Below are 14907 nucleotides of genomic sequence, written 5' to 3'. Positions count from 1 at the left end.
CTCTGGCCTGACGTGTGCGGTACTTCGAGCGTAAGCGGGCGACCCAGGGGTGGGGAGTGTACGTTCCATCCATCTGATGGAGTCGAAATGTACGGAGCATCCATGCCCGGCCCTCCCCGTGATCCCCGTGATCTCCGCGATCCCCGCGATCCCCGCGATCCGGAGTACGGCAACGGCCCCGCCGGGGAGCCGCTCACCCCGCCGGTGCCCCTCGCCGCGCTGCTCGGCGATCGGGAACTGGGCCTGCGCCACCTGGCCGGGCCGGCCACGGCCGGGGTGCACGGGGTGCACGCCTCCGAGATGCCCGACCCCTCCCCGTACCTGCTCGGCGGCGAGCTGCTGCTGACCGCCGGGGCGGGTCCCGCCGACGACCCCGACGGCTACGTGGCCCGGCTGGCCGGGGCCGGGGCGGCGGCCCTCGGCTTCGGCGTGGCCCCGGTGCACGAGGAGGTCCCGACCGCGCTGGCCGAGGCCTGTGCGCGGCACGGGCTGCCGCTGCTGGAGGTACCGCCGCGGACCCCCTTCTCGGCGGTCGCCCGCGCGGTGGGGCGGTTGATGGCGGAGGCCCGGACCCGAGAGCTGCGCCGGGTCACCGAGGCCCAGCAGGCCCTGGCCGCGGCGGCGGCCCGACCCGACCCGGTCCCGGCGGTGCTGGCCCGGCTCGCGGCGAGCCTGGGCGGGTCGGTGGCCCTGTGGCCGGGCGGCCGGGCTGCCGGCCCGGAGCTGCCGGCTCCGGCGCGGGAGGCCCTGGCCGCGCTGCTGACCCGGGTCGGCCGCGAGGGCGGGCCCGCCACCGCCACGGACCGGGCGGGCGGCCACCACCTGGCCGCCTACGCCCTGGCCGGCCGGGCGGCCCTGGGCACGGCGACCCCGACCCGCGCACCCGGCGACCACACCGTGGCATCGGTGGCCGCCGTACTGCTGACGCTGCTCACCGCCGAGCGGCCCGCCGGGGCGGAGGCGGCGGCCCTGACCCGGCTGCTCCTCGACGGGAATCCGGCCGCGGCCCTGGCGGCCGGGCCCTGGTACGCCGTCCACGCCCGCGGATCCGGGGACCCGCAGGCCCTCGCGGCCGCGCTGGGCACCGTACTGCTGGACCCGCACGAGGACGGCGCACGGCTGCTCACGGACCGGGAGCCCGCCGCACAGCCGGGTTGGCGGCTCGGGGTGAGCGCACCGGCCGCGCCGTCCGTGCCCGACGCCCTGGCCACGGCCGGCGCCCAGGCCGCGCGGGCCCTGCAGCGCGCGGAGGCGGCCCGTACCCCGCTGGCGCACCACACCGACCCCGGCTTCGCGGGCCTGGTCGGCGAGGCCGAGGCGCGCGCCCATGCCGAGGCCCTGCTGGAACCGCTCTCCCCCGCCCTGCGGCAGACCCTGCGCGGCTGGCTGGCCCACCACGGCAACTGGGACCGCACGGCCGCGGCCCTCGGCGTCCACCGCAACACCGTCCGTCAGCGCGTCGGCCGCGCCGCAGAGCTGCTGGACCGGGACCTGGACGACCCGGACGTACGGATGGAGCTGTGGTTCGCGCTGCGGACCACCGACCGCGGGCCCGCTCAGCCCGGGTAGTCGTCCGGCGGGCGGAAAGAGGCGAGCATCTGCAGGAAGCGGGCGGAACCGGTGATCACCCCGGGCTGCTTGCTGCGGGGCGGGGCCGGCTCGACCCCGATCGACTCGATCCCGTCCTCCCCGATCCACAGCAGGCGCGAGCTCAGCCGGTACTCCTCCGGGGCGTCCTCCCACATCTGCCGCACGAGCGGGCCGTAGGCGATCACGCAGGTGTGCAGTTCCGGGCCTTCCACGGCCCACAGCATCAGGTGACCGTGGAAGGGGACCATCGCGAGGATGCCGAGCGGGGCCGGGCGGTCGATCAGGTCGGCGGCCCGCAGCAGGTGGGTGGAGGTCCATCCGCCGTCGGCCTCTACGTTCACCAGCGGGTTCTCGTCGTCGTTGTACTGGAGCGAGACCGGCGCGGCGGCGAGGTTGGCCATGGCCGCGGCCCAGACCTCGGAGCCGTCCACCTGCCAGGAGTCGAACTGCTCCGGCAGGACGGGTGCGGAGAGGGAGCCGCCCACCTGGATCACCACGACGGCCGCGAGCTCCTCGGTGAGGGCGACCGCCAGCGCGTTGCGCTCCGTCACCGCGCCGACGGTCACCAGCCTCGGCATGAGCAGGTTGCGGACCTCGGCGAAGCCCGCGCGTTCCAGTTCGCGCCGGCGCTCGGCGAGCCGCTGCTTCTGGTTCAGGAAGGAGACGGTGGCCGACCGCCACTTCGCGTGCGGCAGCGCGCGGACCAGCTCGGCTATCTCCGCGAGGTCCAGCGGTGCGCCGGCCCGGCCCTCGGCGGCGAGCGAGAGGTGGCGGTGCTCCCCGAAGCGCATGGGCGGCCCGCTCGTGTTCCCGTCCAGGAAGACATCGCTCAGCAGTGCCTCAAAGACGTGCCAGTCGGCGGGGCTAAACCACGCGCACCACGGTGGCACCGGCGATGACTCCGGTCCCCCGCCCACATCCGCGCCGGCCTTTTTCGCTCTCCGGAAAAGTGGCATGCCGGGCAGATTAGGGCAGAGCGAATCGGTACGTGAGACCACGAACGAGGCATTCTTGAGCGCATTCCGGCCACCATGGCGGCGGACGAACCCCATCCGCCGGGGCCGTCGCCGGGGGGCCGGGGGTGAGCCACCCCACCCTTTCTTTGGCGCCTCCACTCTGGACAGCCAGTTTGACTGGCCGGTAACTTAGCCTGAGCAAGCGCTTAGGCATGGCGGCGGACCGCCGCGACCGAAGGGAGCCGGCTGTGCGCCGTACCGTTTTCAACGAGGACCACGAAGCATTCCGCGAGACCATCCGCGCCTTCATCGAGGCCGAGGTCGTCCCGGTCTACGACGAGTGGTTCGCAGCCGGTCAGGCGCCGCGCGACTTCTACTACAAGCTCGGCGAGCTGGGCGTCTTTGGGATCAACGTGCCCGAGGAGTTCGGCGGCGCGGGCCTGGACACCCACAAGTTCGAGGCCGTCCTCTACGAAGAGACCTCGCGCGCGGGCGTCAACTTCGGCGGCTCCGGCGTGCACGTGCTGCTCGCGCTCCCCTACATCAAGATGCTGGCCGACATCGAGCAGAAGAAGCGCTTCCTGCCGAAGTTCGTCTCCGGCGAGGAGATGTGGGCCCTCGCGATGACCGAGCCGGGCACCGGCTCCGACGTCGCGGGCATGAAGACCACCGCCAAGCTCTCCGAGGACGGCACGCACTACGTCCTCAACGGCTCCAAGACCTTCATCACCGGTGGCGTCCACGCCGACCGCGTGATCGTCTGCGCCCGTACCTCCGCCCCGTCGGCCGAGGACCGCCGCTTCGGCATCTCCCTCTTCGCCGTGGACACCAAGTCCGAGGGCTACTCCATCGGCCGCAAGCTGGACAAGCTGGGCCTGAAGACCTCCGACACCGCCGAGCTGGCGTTCGTCGACGTGAAGGTCCCGGTCGAGGACCTGCTCGGCGAGGAGGGCAAGGGCTTCTACTACCTCGGCCACAACCTGGCCTCCGAGCGCTGGGGCATCGCCTTCGGCGCGTACGCCCAGGCCGCCGCGGCCGTCCGGTTCGCCCAGCAGTACGTCACGGAGCGCACCGTCTTCGGCAAGCCCGTCGCGCACTTCCAGAACACCAAGTTCGAACTGGCCGCCTGCCAGGCCGAGGTGGACGCCGCGCAGGCCGTCTCCGACCGCGCCCTGGAGGCCCTGGACGCCGGCGAGCTGACCCCGGCCGAGGCCGCCTCCGCCAAGCTGTTCTGCACCGAGGTCGCGCACCGCGTCATCGACCGCTGCCTCCAGCTGCACGGCGGCTACGGCTACATGAACGAGTACCCGATCGCCCGCCTGTACGCCGACAACCGCGTGAACCGCATCTACGGCGGCACCAGCGAGATCATGAAGTCCATCATCGCCAAGTCCATGGGCCTGTAAGGGCCCCGGACACGAAACACGGGGCACCTACCCTTCCCCCATGAACGACGCACTGACGACGCTCCTCGATCTGCTCGACCTCGAGCAGATCGAGGAGAACATCTTCCGCGGTACCAGCCGGCCTTCGCTGGTACCGCGCGTCTTCGGCGGCCAGGTCGCGGCCCAGGCCCTGGTCGCGGCCGGCCGGACCGTCCCCGCGGACCGCACCGCGCACTCGCTGCACTCGTATTTCCTGCGCACCGGGGACACCTCCGCGCCGATCGTCTACTCGGTGGACCGGATCCGTGACGGGCGCTCCTTCACCACGCGCCGGGTCGTCGCCGTCCAGCACGGCCAGCCGATCTTCCACCTCTCCGCGTCCTTCCAGAAGTACGAGGACGGCCTCGACCACCAGGTCGCCATGCCGTCCGCCCCGGACCCGGAGTCCCTGCCCACCGCGGCCGAGTCGCTGCCCGCGTACCGCGAGATCTTCCGCGACCCCGGCACGGTGGAGCGGCTGATCGAGACGCGGGAGGCGGTGGACCTGCGCTACGCCACGACCCCGCCCTGGGGCAGCATCGGCGAGCCGGTGGAGCCGCGCTCGCAGGTGTGGTTCCGTACGGCCGGCAAGCTGGACAGCGACGATCCACTGCTGCACACCTGCCTCGCCACCTACGTCTCCGACATGACCCTGCTGGACTCGGTGCTGCTCGCGCACGGGCGGGGCGGCTGGGCGGTGGGCGACGTGGTCGGCGCCTCGCTGGACCACGCCATGTGGTTCCACCGGCCCTTCCGCGCGGACGAGTGGCTGCTGTACGACCAGGAGTCGCCCTCGGCGGCCGCGGGCCGGGGCCTCGGCCAGGCCCGCATCTGGACGCAGGACGGCCGGCTGGCCGTGACGGTCATCCAGGAGGGTGTCGTACGCGTCCCGCGTGCGTGACCTGCGCCCGCCCGTCTCAGTCCCACCAGAATCCCCAGTGGTTGCTGCCGGTGACCGCCTCGTCGGCGTAGGCGCGGATGCTGCCGGAGCCCTGCCAGATGTTGTCGGGCGAGAAGGCGAAGTGCTCCGCCGCGACGGGGAGCGCGTGGGCGGCCGTACGCGGCGGGGCCGCGACGGACACGTGGAGCTCGTCGAAGCCGAGGGCGACGACGCGGGCGCCGAAGCGGTCCTCCCAGGAGCGCAGGACCGTGCTGATGAGGGCGGTGTCGTTCTCGTGGTTGGTCGGACCGCACCAGCCCATCGCGGTCGGTACGTCGGCCCCGCGGACCGCGGGGACCAGCGCGAGCCGCGGGCTCGGCAGGAAGCCGCTCGCGATCAGCCCGTCCGCGAGCGCACGGGCCACGGCGTCCGGATCCGCCCCGCCCTCGGGCCCCGGCTCCGCGAGCCCGGGCCAGTCCCGACCGAAGGGGGCGATGAGCTCCTCCCCCTCCGCCCCCTCCTCGGGGTCGGGCAACACCGCGCTCCAGAACTCGCGCAGCACCGGCTCGACGTGGTGGTCGTCGGGGTCGGACATCCGCTCCGGCTCGAACTCCCGCTCCTGCCACCACCGTTCCAGCCCGCGCCGCCCCTGGAGCAACACGGCCTGTAGCCCGGCGGCTGCGAGCGCGGGAGTCCGGTGCGCGGCCAGCGCCCCGACCCCCACGGCCTCGTCGGACACCCACAGCAACGGCGCGGCCTCCCGCCACCACCCCCGCCGTCCGGGCACATCGATGAGCCCACCGGCGGGCAACTCGAGCCTCAGGGAACGCCCTTGGGGATCGTCGGCCAGGACGGACAGCGGGTTGCGCGCCTTCGGAGACTTCCACATACGGCGACCGTAACCACCGCCACTGACAACCGGAGCCGACAAGGTCGTGCGGAACGGAAGAGGGGGGTGAGGTCCCCCATGGGACCTCACCCCCCTCTCAACAATCGGCCCGGATCAGAGGGCCAGGTCGTATCCGTTCCAGCCGGTACCGACCAGGGTCCTGCCGGTGTCCAGGAAGTCGAAGAGCTCCCCGTTACTGGTCACGCCGGTGTACTCCGGCCTGCCGTCACTGTTGAGGTCGGTGGGATAGGGGTTCCAGATGCCGGGCCACCAGCCGTCGCCGAGGAACGTGCGGGGGCCGAAGCTGATGGCGCCCTCGCCGTTGCTCGTGTTCGCGTAGAGGTGGAGATTGCCGTCAACGGTCTGCCCGACGATGTCGACCTTCTGATCGTTGCTGAGGTCGGCGAACCGGATGTTCTTCCAGTGGTCGGTCCACCAGCCGTCAGCGACGAAGACCCGGCTGCCGAGGGTTTCGGTGCCGATACCGCCGGTGTGGGGGTAGACCCACAGGTTGCCGTCGCCGCCACGGGCGATGAGGTCGGTGCGACCGTCACCGTTCATATCGCCGAAGCCGAGGTCCGCGTACATGTTCCAGCCGGTGCCGATCAGGGTGCGGTTGCCGAACGGTTCGGCTCCACCTCGGCCGGTACCCGGGAACAGGTACAGCTCCCCGACCTGAGTGCGCACGACGAGGTCGGTGTGTCCGTCGTTGTTGAGGTCGGCGGTGTAGATGTTCGTCCAGTAGTCACGCCAGAAGCCGTTGCCCACGAAGTAGCGGCTGCCGAGCGTGCCGGTGCCCGTACCGCCGGTGCCCGAGTAGATCCACAGGTCACCGTTGACGTCCCGGGCGGCCACGTCGGTGTAGCCGTCACCGTTGTAGTCCGGACGGCTCTGGGTGCCGCTGGTCCACAGGCTCTGCCCGGAGGGGCCGTAGAGCACGAGCACGCCACGAGGCTGGAGCACCGCGTACGCAGACGGTGTCTTGGTGTTGCTGCTCCACAGGGTCTTCCTGGCGTCGGCCGTGACGACGACGAAGCTGCCGTCGCTCTGCATGCGTGCCGTGGCGCCCGGGTTGCCCCCGGTTCCCGTGGCCCAGAGCTGCTTGTCGCCCTTGCTCAGCATCACGAGGTTGCCGTCGGCCTGCATCCGCAGCTTGGCGTTGCCGCTGGAGAACTCCTGGCCCGAGGTCAGGGTGGTGCCGGAAGGAATGCGCGCGCCGGGTACGCCGTCGATCTCGAACTGCGAGCCGAAGGAGCTCACGCTCTTGCCGTCGGCGGCCAGCTGGCCGGGCCGGCCGACCATCGTGTTGTCGGCCTGACGGGCCCACAGGTCGGGGACGCCGTCACCATTGAGATCGCCGGACGAACCGGCCTGCGGATAGGCGGCCTGGCTCATACCGGAGCCGACCTTCGTTCGGGTCTGGGTGCCCCAGGTGGCCAGGTCGACCGCCTGGTTCGGGTCCAGGCTCTTCTTCCCGTAGGTACGCAGGACGTCACCGGTGGCGTTATCCCTCAGCCACAGGTCGGGGACCTTGTCACCGTTGAGGTCGCCGGGGGCGATGACCGTGTACTTGTCCCAGTCGGTGCCGCCGACGAGCACCGGCGTCGGCAGGATGCCGTTGAAGGTGTTGAAGTAGGCCCAGAGCTGGTTCTTGCGCTTGACGAGGATGTCCGGGAGTTCGTTGCCGTCGAGGTTGCCGGGGGCGATGATCTGGTCGGCTTCGGACCAGTACCCGACCCCGCCCGTGTCCCGCGCCTTCAACTCGGTGGGATTGCCGACGGTGCCCTGGCCGTCCTTGTTCTTGTAGATCCACAGCGTCTTGCGGTCCGCACCGGTCCGCTGCTCGAGGCTGAGCATGTCGTTGTAACCATCACCGTTCCAGTCGCCCAAGGTGGCGACCTGTGAGCCGGTGAAGGACTTGGCGGAGCCGACCGTCGCGGAGAACTTCGCGTTTCCCTGGCCGGTGTAGGTCAGGAGGCTGCCGAAGAGATCGCTGCTCCATATGTCGCGGAGGCCGTCCCCGTTGAGGTCGTGCGGCCCGTCCGCCGCTTCCGTGCGGGCCGCGTAGAACTGGTACACAGTGGTGTCGGACCGGTTCCCGGCAGCGTCCTGACTGAAGGCGTAGACGAAGTGCGGGCCCGCGCCGGGCGGCGTGAGCTTCGCCGTGAACGAAGCACCGGCGGCAACGGTGGTGCTCTTCACCTCCGGGTCCCAGTCGGTGTAGTAGCCGTACCAGGTGACGTCCGGAACGCCGTTGGCGGAGAGGACGAAGTCCCCTGCCGTGCGGGCCTTGCCGGTGCCCGCGGGCCAGCCGTTCCTGCCGTCGGGGAAGACGGTCGAGGTGATCTTCGGCGCCTCCGCAGGCCGGTTGCGGTCCACGCTGAACTTGCACGCCTGGGACCAGGCCGACTGGGCGCCGTCCTGGTCGGTCGTCCGCGCCTTCCAGCTGTAGCTCCCGTTGGGGAGCGAGGCGTCCGGGACGTTCCAGGTGGCGACCCTGCCGTTGTTGGCCGGGATGGACTGGCTGAGGGCCGGGGCGCTCTGGCCGTCCTTGAAGATCTGGAACTCGGTGTTCAGGTTGCCTGAATCACGGTCGGAGATCGTCGCATGGAGGCCGATGGTCGTATTGCCGATCGAGCCGCCCTGGTCGCACGGCACCCACGGTGAGCTGCCCGGGTCCGAGGGCGTGTCGGGCGGGTTGTTGTACTCGATCTCCAGGGTGACGGTCTTGGGGTCGAAGCGCTTCCAGTGGTACTCGTCACCTTCGTTCGACGCGTACAGGCCCACGGTCATGCTGGACCAGCCGTTGGACGCCGCTTCCTGGGCAGCGGCGGTGGCGTTGAACTCGAGGTTCCCCGCAGCGCAATCGGGCCGGCCCTTGGCGGCATTGACGATGTCGAGCCAGTTGCGCCTGCCCGGCTGCTCCTTCCAGGTGGTCGCCGGCGAGATGCCGTGGGTGCTCCACAGCTCCACGGGCTTGGGCGTGCAGGACCAGGACCAGGTCTCCTTGATCCGGAAGGTCGCCTTCGACACCTGAGCACCCCGGACGGCGGAGGTATCGAGCTGGAAGAAGGCCCGCGACAGGCCGTTCGTCTTGTTCTCGAACCCGACCCGCACGTCCTCCTTGGTGTTCCAGTAGGAGTTGTTCTCCCACGTGCGGTAGACCCACGACCAGTTCTGTCGCTCGCCCCACGCCACCGACGGGTCGATGTAGACCGGGTACTTCGTCTCGGCACTCGCGAGGAGGGCCTGGTCGGGCTTGATCTCCAGGGTCCACCCCGACGACCGGCGCTCTTGCCGGCACATACAAGTGGACGAATACCTACAACATCATTGGTCAGCCCGTGTCGACCGACCACCCCGCCATCGGCGGCCTCCCGGCCGAGACGGTCGGCCTCACCTACCACGAGGTCTCGGGCCTGCTGGACAGCATGGCCACCGACAACGAACGCCTCATCGCGGCAACGACCTACGATCATTACGGCCGCGCGCTCCGTCAGGAACTCGGTGCCACCAAGCAGCGCATCTACACGTCGAATGAGTACGACGAGCACACCGGCGCGGTCATCCGCACGACCACCGACCGCGACGTGGCACCGAAGAGGATCGAAGAGACCAAGTACGGGTTCGACCAGGTCGGCAACCTGAAGTCCATCGCCGCCGCTTACGGTCAGGACGCCGCCCGTACCACCGACATCCAGTGCGTCAGCCTCGACGCCCTGCGCCGCATCACCCAGGCCTGGACCAATAAGGGCGAGACCTGCGCGGCTTCCCCGTCGGCATCCGTCCTCGGTGGCGAGGCCCCGTACTGGACGACGTACACCTACGACGCCGTCGGCAACCGCAAGACGGAGACCAAGCACAAGACCGCCTCGGGCCCGTCCACCGACACCGTCCGTACCTATGGGGCACCGACCGCCGGCAAGCACGACCTGCCCAAGGTCACCCAGACGGGAACCGACCCGCACGAGGAGACCTTTACCTACGACGCATCCGGGAACACCAAGACCCGCAGAATCGGAACCGGTGAGACCCAGTCCTTCGACTGGGACGCCGAAGGACACCTGAAGACGGCGACCCGGGGAACATCCACCGATAACTACGTCTACGACACCTCGGGCAACCGCATCCTGCGCCAGGAGAAGGACGCCACCACGCTCTACCTGCCTGCGGGCAACGAGCTGAAGCTCAACAAGGCGGGCACGGTCACGGGCACCCGCTACTACGGGGACATCGCGGTACGGACAGGGGGCAAGCTCACCTTCACCCTCGCCGACCACCACAAGACCGGCACCATCCAGATCGCCGCAGATGTGACCCAAACCGTCACCCGGCGCAAGACTGGCCTGTTCGGCGAGACCCGGGGCACCCAGCCCACGACCTGGACCGGTGAGAAGACCTTCGTCGGAGGCACCAAGGACAACGCAGCGGCCTGACCCACATCGGCGCCCGCGAGTACGACCCCCTGATCGGCCGTTTCATCTCAGTCGACCCGATCATGGACCTCAAAGATGCCCAGCAGCTCCATGGCTACACCTATGCCGCGAACAACCCATTCACCTTCTCCGACCCGGACGGCCTCAAGTACTTCGAAGGCAACAACGACGACGGTGGCTTCGAGTCCGCTCCCCAGAATGTCGTCCAGGCCGCAAGTAGGTACACCACCGGATACGGCACGCTGCGATCCAGGCGTGTCCAGCTCTGTGGGATTTACTGCGGGCCGCCGAAGCGTCCGGTCGGGCTCTATGTGAGACTCCTCGACGGTCGCAGCAAGCAAGAGATCGCGACTCAGGCGCTCCGCTTGGAGCAGGACTATTTCGGTCGGCAAACCTGGCCACTCAACTGGATTCCGGGCGAGGGAGGGAACACGAAAGCCAAGAATCCACTGTTTAAACCGAACCTCGCAGAGCGCACCGAGTGCAGACACAATCTGATGGAATGCCTGAAAGCTTACGGGATCGAGAAATGGTCTCAGCGATTGGCCAACGAGGAGAAGGAGCGCACAGGTTTGGACACCAACGCCTACCGCCACACTCTATGGCAGGCCAGACTGACGCTGGAGTTCGGAGAGGACCGTGCACTCACGTGGGCCGACGCCCATGAGGCGTACCTGCACGAAGGCGAGCGAGGCGACCAGTTGGCGGACCTCTACAACAATGTACGCGGGCGGGAGATCGGCAAACGCGCCCGCGAGAACGCAGCCAGCACCAATATCCTACTGGGAACTCAGCATTTCGTTACCCAAATCATCCAAGAATCAAAAGCGTACGTACAATCAGGCGAGTTTGCAGAGCGTTCAATGTTCGAGCCGGAGAATGGCGGCTGATATCAGAAGGAGGACTTAGTGAGCACTAGCCTTCGGCGGACCATCTGGTGGTTGATAGGCTCGTTCGGGCTATTCGTGATGTTGGCGGCTGCCTTCCTTATGAATCTCCTCGAGGACCCTGAGGATCCGCTCGCGATCACTGATGTGGTGGGGGCCTGGGAAAGCTCGGACGGCGCCCGTCTGACAGTTAGGGCGGACGGTACCGCAGACTTGGAACGGGTCACACGACCCAGCCTGGACTGCGGGCAGTCCACGGATGCGGCGGGTCGGTCCTACACCGGGCCGGCTACATGGGTCTTCGACACCTACCCCGACGAGAAGCCGGGGATCAGATTCGACTATCAGGGACCCGCTACTGCCAAGCCGTGCAAGATCTACCTCGTGGTCTTCTCGCTGAAGGAGGCCACGAAGGGGTTCCTCCCCCAAGACCCGACCGGGGTGGACTACGTACGCTCGGCCGCGCAGCAGGGCTGATCCACGCAGGAAGCGCTCGGTGCACCAAGCTGGACCGGGACCCGCCCCCGCCACATACGAGGCGAGCGGGTCTCGGCTCGCCCCGAGCCTGCGTCCGTCGACATCACTCGTACGCGCCGAGAGGCGACACGCAAGCAGCCCCGGCCGGTATCCCGGCCGGGGCTTCTCCGTGTCTGGTGCGGCTACTCCCCCAGCAGCCCCGCCGCGTCCAGCAGGTACGCCACCATCGGGTCGTAGTAGCGGGGGTCGCGGACGTGGTCGTCGAGGGGGACCGTCACCTGGAGGGTGCCCTCCGCCTCGCCGATGAACAGGGCCGGGTCGTTGCAGTCCGCGTAGCCCACCGCGTCCAGGCCGCGCTGGGCCGCGCAGCCCGCCCAGCCGTGGTCGGCGACCACCAGGTCCGGCAGCGGGCGGCCCTCGGCCGCGAGGCCGTCCAGGATCGCGTTCATCGGCTCCGGCGAGTGGGTGTGCCACAGCGTCGCACCCCGCTCCAGCACCGCGACGTCGGCGAACTGCCACACCGAACCCTCGTCCGCGACCAGGCCCCGGGGGATGACCACGATCTCGCAGCCCGCCGCCCGCAGGGCCGCCGCCGTGGCGCGATGGACGTCCAGGAGGCCGCCCGGGTGGCCGGTGGCGAAGAGCACGCTCTGCCGGTCCGACGCGGCCTTGCGTAGCCGCGCCGCCAGCCGGTCCAGGCCGGCCACGGTCAGCTCGGGGTCGATGGTGTCCTGGCCGAAGCGGAACTCGGGGTCGTCCACGACGCCGCAGCGCTCCGCCATCACCGCGAGCACGTCCTGCTCGTCCGTCCAGCGGTCGCCCAGTTCCAGGCCGAGCCAGTAGTGCCGGTCGCCGTTGGCGAGCTTGCGGTAGTGGCTGAGGTTGTTGTCGCGCGGCGTGGCGACCTGTCCCGCGATCCGCGTGCGGACCAGATGGTCGATGAGTTCGGCGCGGGTGGGTACGGACGTCTCTATCGGCTTCGGCATACGGGCCATTCTGCCGCCGCCGGGGCGGAGGCGGCGCGTCCATTCCGGCCGGCGGACACCCCGGCTCACGTCGACAGCGCCCCGAAGGCCCCGTGGGCCAGGCGGCGCAGCAGTGACTCCGTGGCCTCCCGGCCGAGCGCCCCCAGGTGCGGGGTGGAGTTGAGCAGGCCGAAGACCGCGTGCACGGCGACCCGCACCTCCGCCTCGCCGACCTCCGGGTGCAGTTCCCGCACGACCTCCACCCACAGCTCCACGTACTGGCGCTGGAGCTGCCGTACGAGCTTGCGGTCGGCCTCCCGGAGCCGGTCGAGCTCCCGGTCGTGCAGGGTGATCAGCGCCCGGTCGTCGAGCGCGAAGTCGATGTGGCCGTCGATGAGGGAGGACAGCACCCGGGCCGGTTCGCCCGCCGCCTCCGCCACGCGGTGCCGGCCGCCGGTCAGCAGCCGCTCGCTGATGCCGACGAGCAGCTCGGCGAGCATGGCGTCCTTGCCCGCGAAGTGCCGGTACAGGCCGGGGCCGCTGATGCCCACCGCGGCCCCTATCTCGTCGACGCCCACGCCGTGGAACCCACGCGCGGCGAAGAGGCGAGCGGCCTCACTGAGGATCTGCTCACGACGGGTGGGGGCGGCCGCTCTGGTGCTCATGGGAAACCATTCTAGACAGGGCCGTTAGCGGTCGTTAACCTGAGTCCACAAGCGTTAACGCTCATTAACCGCGTGGAACGAGCAAGGGAGCTCGACCGATGCAGCAGGCACCAGTGCTGACGAGCGCCGCGGACCCGGCGTCCGAGGCCTGGCGGACCAACGAGGCCGCCCACCGCGAGCTGACCGAGGGCCTGCGCGCCCGGCTCGACGCGGCCCGGCTCGGCGGCGGCGAGAAGGCCCGCGCCCGCCACACCGCCCGCGGGAAGCTCCTCCCGCGCGACCGCGTGGACGCCCTCCTCGATCCGGGATCGCCCTTCCTGGAGCTGGCCCCGCTGGCCGCCGAGGGGATGTACGGGGGCGCCGCCCCCGCCGCCGGGGTCATCGCGGGCATCGGCCGGGTCAGCGGCCGCGAGTGCGTGATCGTCGCGAACGACGCCACCGTCAAGGGCGGCACGTACTACCCGATGACCGTCAAGAAGCACCTGCGCGCCCAGGAGGTGGCCCTGGAGAATCGTCTCCCCTGCCTCTACCTGGTCGACTCCGGCGGCGCCTTCCTGCCGATGCAGGACGAGGTCTTCCCCGACCGGGAGCACTTCGGCCGCATCTTCTACAACCAGGCCCGCATGTCGGGCGCCGGCATCCCGCAGATCGCCGCCGTCCTCGGCTCCTGCACCGCCGGCGGTGCCTACGTACCGGCCATGAGCGACGAGGCCGTCATCGTCCGCAACCAGGGCACGATCTTCCTGGGCGGCCCGCCGCTGGTGAAGGCCGCCACCGGTGAGGTGGTCACGGCCGAGGAGCTCGGCGGCGGCGAGGTCCACTCCCGGGTCTCCGGCGTGACCGACCACCTCGCGGAGGACGACGCGCACGCGCTGCGGATCGTACGGAACATCGTGGCGACCCTGCCCGAGCGCGGGGCCCTGCCCTGGTCGGTCGAGGCGCCGGAAGAGCCCAAGGTGGACCCGTACGGGCTGTACGGCGCGGTCCCCGTCGACTCGCGCACCCCGTACGACGCCCGCGAGATCATCGCGCGGATCGTGGACGGCTCCCGCTTCCAGGAGTTCAAGTCCGAGTTCGGCCAGACGCTGGTCACCGGCTTCGCCCGGATCCACGGACACCCGGTCGGGATCATCGCCAACAACGGCATCCTGTTCGCCGAGTCCGCGCAGAAGGGCGCGCACTTCATCGAGCTGTGCGACCAGCGCGGCATCCCGCTCCTCTTCCTCCAGAACATCTCCGGCTTCATGGTCGGCAAGGACTACGAGGCCGGCGGCATCGCCAAGCACGGAGCCAAGATGGTGACGGCGGTGGCCTGCACCCGGGTGCCGAAGCTGACGGTGGTGGTCGGCGGCTCGTACGGCGCCGGCAACTACTCGATGTGCGGCCGGGCGTACTCGCCCCGCTTCCTGTGGATGTGGCCCAACGCCAAGATCTCGGTGATGGGCGGGGAGCAGGCGGCCTCGGTGCTCGCGACGGTCAAGCGCGACCAGATCGAGGGCGCGGGCCAGGAGTGGCCCGCCGAGGACGAGGAGGCCTTCAAGGCCCCGGTCCGCGCGCAGTACGAGGAGCAGGGCAACGCCTACTACGCCACGGCGCGGCTGTGGGACGACGGGGTCATCGACCCGATGGAAACCCGGCAGGTGCTGGGACTGGCCCTGACCGCGTGCGCGAACGCCCCGCTGGGCGACTCGGGCTTCGGCATCTTCCGTATGTGACGTTGTGACGTGAGGACCTCACT

12 protein-coding genes are annotated in these 14907 nt (G+C 70.0%); 7 read left to right on the top strand and 5 right to left on the bottom strand.

All coding sequences use genetic code 11. The features are described 5' to 3' along the window. Nucleotides 1-102 precede the first annotated feature (102 nt). Entirely contained in the window at nucleotides 103-1569 is a 1467-nt protein-coding gene (locus ACIQK6_RS37185; RefSeq protein WP_402696876.1) for a helix-turn-helix domain-containing protein, read from the top strand. Here the strand turns inward: ACIQK6_RS37185 and ACIQK6_RS37180 are convergent. Beyond that, nucleotides 1557-2480: a hypothetical protein gene (locus tag ACIQK6_RS37180; RefSeq protein WP_329101818.1), complete on the bottom strand. Its 924-nt coding sequence runs from the start codon at nucleotides 2478-2480 to the stop codon at nucleotides 1557-1559. The two genes, ACIQK6_RS37185 and ACIQK6_RS37180, sit on opposite strands and share 13 nt — an antisense overlap. A 314-nt stretch (nucleotides 2481-2794) precedes the next feature. Here ACIQK6_RS37180 and ACIQK6_RS37175 point away from each other — a divergent pair, with 314 nt between their 5' ends. Both ACIQK6_RS37175 and tesB read left to right on the top strand, forming a co-directional pair. Continuing rightward, nucleotides 2795-3952 carry an acyl-CoA dehydrogenase family protein gene (locus tag ACIQK6_RS37175; RefSeq protein WP_329101816.1) on the top strand — a complete coding sequence of 386 codons (1158 nt, stop codon included), beginning with the start codon at nucleotides 2795-2797 and terminating at the stop codon, nucleotides 3950-3952. A 40-nt stretch (nucleotides 3953-3992) separates the two neighbouring features. Further along, nucleotides 3993-4871: an acyl-CoA thioesterase II gene (gene tesB / locus ACIQK6_RS37170; RefSeq protein WP_030009022.1), complete on the top strand. Its 879-nt coding sequence runs from the start codon at nucleotides 3993-3995 to the stop codon at nucleotides 4869-4871. 16 nt (nucleotides 4872-4887) lie between these two features. Here tesB and ACIQK6_RS37165 read toward each other — a convergent pair whose 3' ends face one another. Both ACIQK6_RS37165 and ACIQK6_RS37160 read right to left on the bottom strand, forming a co-directional pair. Further along, nucleotides 4888-5739 (bottom strand): DUF4253 domain-containing protein, encoded by an 852-nt coding sequence (locus tag ACIQK6_RS37165; RefSeq protein ID WP_402696874.1) that lies wholly within the window; start codon nucleotides 5737-5739, stop codon nucleotides 4888-4890. 114 nt (nucleotides 5740-5853) lie between these two features. Continuing rightward, nucleotides 5854-9045 carry an FG-GAP-like repeat-containing protein gene (locus ACIQK6_RS37160; protein ID WP_402696872.1) on the bottom strand — a complete coding sequence of 1064 codons (3192 nt, stop codon included), beginning with the start codon at nucleotides 9043-9045 and terminating at the stop codon, nucleotides 5854-5856. A gap of 38 nt (nucleotides 9046-9083) precedes the next feature. On the opposite strand from ACIQK6_RS37160, the gene ACIQK6_RS37155 reads away from it, so the two are divergent. From ACIQK6_RS37155 to ACIQK6_RS37145, 3 genes are read left to right on the top strand one after another with little or no spacing between them, the layout of a single operon-like run. Further along, nucleotides 9084-10175, top strand: a complete 1092-nt coding sequence (locus ACIQK6_RS37155; RefSeq protein WP_402696871.1) for a hypothetical protein — start codon at nucleotides 9084-9086, stop codon at nucleotides 10173-10175. Beyond that, nucleotides 10172-11065: an RHS repeat-associated core domain-containing protein gene (locus ACIQK6_RS37150; RefSeq protein WP_402696905.1), complete on the top strand. Its 894-nt coding sequence runs from the start codon at nucleotides 10172-10174 to the stop codon at nucleotides 11063-11065. Before ACIQK6_RS37155 ends, ACIQK6_RS37150 begins: the two co-directional genes overlap by 4 nt. An 18-nt stretch (nucleotides 11066-11083) precedes the next feature. Further along, nucleotides 11084-11539: a hypothetical protein gene (locus tag ACIQK6_RS37145; protein ID WP_402696869.1), complete on the top strand. Its 456-nt coding sequence runs from the start codon at nucleotides 11084-11086 to the stop codon at nucleotides 11537-11539. Nucleotides 11540-11721: 182 nt separating this feature from the next. On the opposite strand, the gene ACIQK6_RS37140 is transcribed toward ACIQK6_RS37145, so the two are convergent. Next, complete coding sequence (locus tag ACIQK6_RS37140) at nucleotides 11722-12534, bottom strand: phosphatase (RefSeq protein WP_329101806.1); 813 nt, start codon at nucleotides 12532-12534, stop codon at nucleotides 11722-11724. Between the two features lie 56 nt (nucleotides 12535-12590). After that, nucleotides 12591-13169 (bottom strand): TetR/AcrR family transcriptional regulator, encoded by a 579-nt coding sequence (locus tag ACIQK6_RS37135; RefSeq protein WP_329101804.1) that lies wholly within the window; start codon nucleotides 13167-13169, stop codon nucleotides 12591-12593. Nucleotides 13170-13267: 98 nt separating this feature from the next. Here ACIQK6_RS37135 and ACIQK6_RS37130 point away from each other — a divergent pair, with 98 nt between their 5' ends. After that, entirely contained in the window at nucleotides 13268-14884 is a 1617-nt protein-coding gene (locus ACIQK6_RS37130) for a carboxyl transferase domain-containing protein (protein WP_329101803.1), read from the top strand. The last annotated feature ends 23 nt before the right edge of the window (nucleotides 14885-14907 follow it).

This window comes from Streptomyces sp. NPDC091682 (assembly GCF_044756625.1).
In the GTDB taxonomy this organism is placed as follows: domain Bacteria; phylum Actinomycetota; class Actinomycetes; order Streptomycetales; family Streptomycetaceae; genus Streptomyces.
The sequence above is the reverse complement of the archived record's forward strand: the minus strand, read 5'-3'. Positions and strand labels throughout refer to the sequence as shown.

Coding starts and splice junctions, on each gene's coding strand:
- ACIQK6_RS37185 (WP_402696876.1), top strand. CDS start 103: ATGCCCGGCCCTCCCCGTGATCCCCGTGATCTCCGCGATCCCCGCGAT.
- ACIQK6_RS37130 (WP_329101803.1), top strand. CDS start 13,268: ATGCAGCAGGCACCAGTGCTGACGAGCGCCGCGGACCCGGCGTCCGAG.
- ACIQK6_RS37165 (WP_402696874.1), bottom strand. CDS start 5,739: ATGTGGAAGTCTCCGAAGGCGCGCAACCCGCTGTCCGTCCTGGCCGAC.
- tesB (WP_030009022.1), top strand. CDS start 3,993: ATGAACGACGCACTGACGACGCTCCTCGATCTGCTCGACCTCGAGCAG.
- ACIQK6_RS37160 (WP_402696872.1), bottom strand. CDS start 9,045: ATGTGCCGGCAAGAGCGCCGGTCGTCGGGGTGGACCCTGGAGATCAAG.
- ACIQK6_RS37135 (WP_329101804.1), bottom strand. CDS start 13,169: ATGAGCACCAGAGCGGCCGCCCCCACCCGTCGTGAGCAGATCCTCAGT.
- ACIQK6_RS37140 (WP_329101806.1), bottom strand. CDS start 12,534: ATGGCCCGTATGCCGAAGCCGATAGAGACGTCCGTACCCACCCGCGCC.